Source organism: Massilia sp. CT11-108 (genome assembly GCF_047302915.1).
Lineage (GTDB): Bacteria > Pseudomonadota > Gammaproteobacteria > Burkholderiales > Burkholderiaceae_D > Telluria > Telluria orientalis.
In genome coordinates this window covers 1-1,363 of the sequence record NZ_JBKYMO010000900.1, presented here as the reverse complement: position 1 = coordinate 1,363, position 1,363 = coordinate 1, and the positions used below count along the sequence as shown (strand labels likewise).

Below are 1,363 nucleotides of genomic sequence, written 5' to 3'. Positions count from 1 at the left end.
GTTTCGTACTCGACGTGCGCGGTGTTGATGGTGATGCCGCGTGCTTTTTCTTCCGGAGCCGCGTCGATCTGGTCGTACGCCTTGGCTTCGCCGCCGAATTTCTTCGACAGAACGGTTGCGATTGCAGCCGTCAGGGTGGTTTTGCCGTGGTCAACGTGACCGATGGTGCCGACGTTCACGTGCGGCTTGGTCCGTTCGAATTTTTCCTTTGCCATTCTAGACTCCTAAGATCCTAACGATATTGAAAATTACCAGGCACACCTGACGGTCGAAACAGCCGACAGCCGTTTAAATTCTGGTGCCCTTGACGTGGATTGAACACGTGGCCTCTCCCTTACCAAGGGAGTGCTCTACCACTGAGCTACAAGGGCTGATTTGAAACTGGAGCGGGTGAAGGGAATCGAACCCTCGTCATAAGCTTGGAAGGCTTCAGCTCTACCATTGAGCTACACCCGCGAGGTACCACGAATTCGATTCACTACACGATCAACGCATTTGGTGGTGGGGGCTGGATTCGAACCAGCGTACTCAGAGAGGGCAGATTTACAGTCTGCTGCCTTTAACCACTCGGCCACCCCACCGCGAAGAACCGCAGAGTATGAAGCAAGATAACAACTTCGTCAACTGGTTTTGCTTGAACTGATCAAACTCAAACAGTGTCGTTGCTTCGGGGCGTGATTGTAACGGCCACAGTACAACTCCGCAAGGGCTGTTTGCAAGAATCCCTGCCGAGCGGTCCAACCATGCATTTGCGCGTACACTGTATTGACGTCAGAGGCGCCCCATGGACCAGCATCGCACCGGCAATCACGAAGGGCACGCGCTTCGGCTGTGGCTGGCCAACCTCGCGACCATTGCCGTCTATATCGGCACCCTTCTCCTCAGCCGCGCGCTGGCCCTGCCCGCAGGCTATGCCACACCCGTATACCTGCCGGCCGGCGTCGGGTTCGCCTTGAGCGTCGCGTTCGGCTGGCGCGCCCTCCCCGGCGTCGCCATCGGCGCGTGCCTGTCGCACCTGCCCGACGGCTGGATGGACCCCGACATCGCGCCCGCGACCGCGGTCCTCGCGACGACGGTCGCCACGCTGGGCTCGCTCGTGCAGGCCTGGCTGGGCGCCCGCTGGTTCCGCCGCTTCGTCGACCCGGCCCTCGGCACGGCGCGCGACGTCGCCCGTTTCCTTGCGCTGGCACCCGTGTTCTGCCTGATCAACGCCACCGCCAACGTGTCCGCCCTGTACCGGCTGGACGTGGTGACGGCGGCCGAACGGGCCCCGAACTGGATCAACTGGTGGGCCGGCGACACCGTGGGCGTCCTCCTGGCCGCACACGATCCAGACGAGCGGGGCGGCCAGCCGCGCCGGCTG

Annotated in this window: 2 protein-coding genes and 3 tRNA genes; 1 reads left to right on the top strand and 4 read right to left on the bottom strand. The window is 61.7% G+C overall.

Annotation, left to right across the window (positions count from 1 at the left end; translation table 11 throughout):
• The 4 genes from ACEN88_RS31830 to ACEN88_RS31815 form a co-directional block, all read right to left on the bottom strand.
• A partial coding sequence (locus tag ACEN88_RS31830) for a GTP-binding protein (protein ID WP_413344051.1) occupies positions 1–215 on the bottom strand: 215 nt, incomplete at its 3' end.
• An 81-nt stretch (positions 216–296) separates the two neighbouring features.
• A tRNA-Thr gene (locus ACEN88_RS31825) sits at positions 297–371 on the bottom strand.
• Positions 372–382: 11 nt separating this feature from the next.
• Positions 383–456, bottom strand: a tRNA-Gly gene (locus tag ACEN88_RS31820).
• Positions 457–496: 40 nt separating this feature from the next.
• Positions 497–581, bottom strand: a tRNA-Tyr gene (locus ACEN88_RS31815).
• 203 nt (positions 582–784) lie between these two features.
• Here ACEN88_RS31815 and ACEN88_RS31810 point away from each other — a divergent pair.
• The coding region (locus ACEN88_RS31810; RefSeq protein WP_413346170.1) for an MASE1 domain-containing protein at positions 785–1,363 on the top strand (579 nt) is incomplete at its 3' end.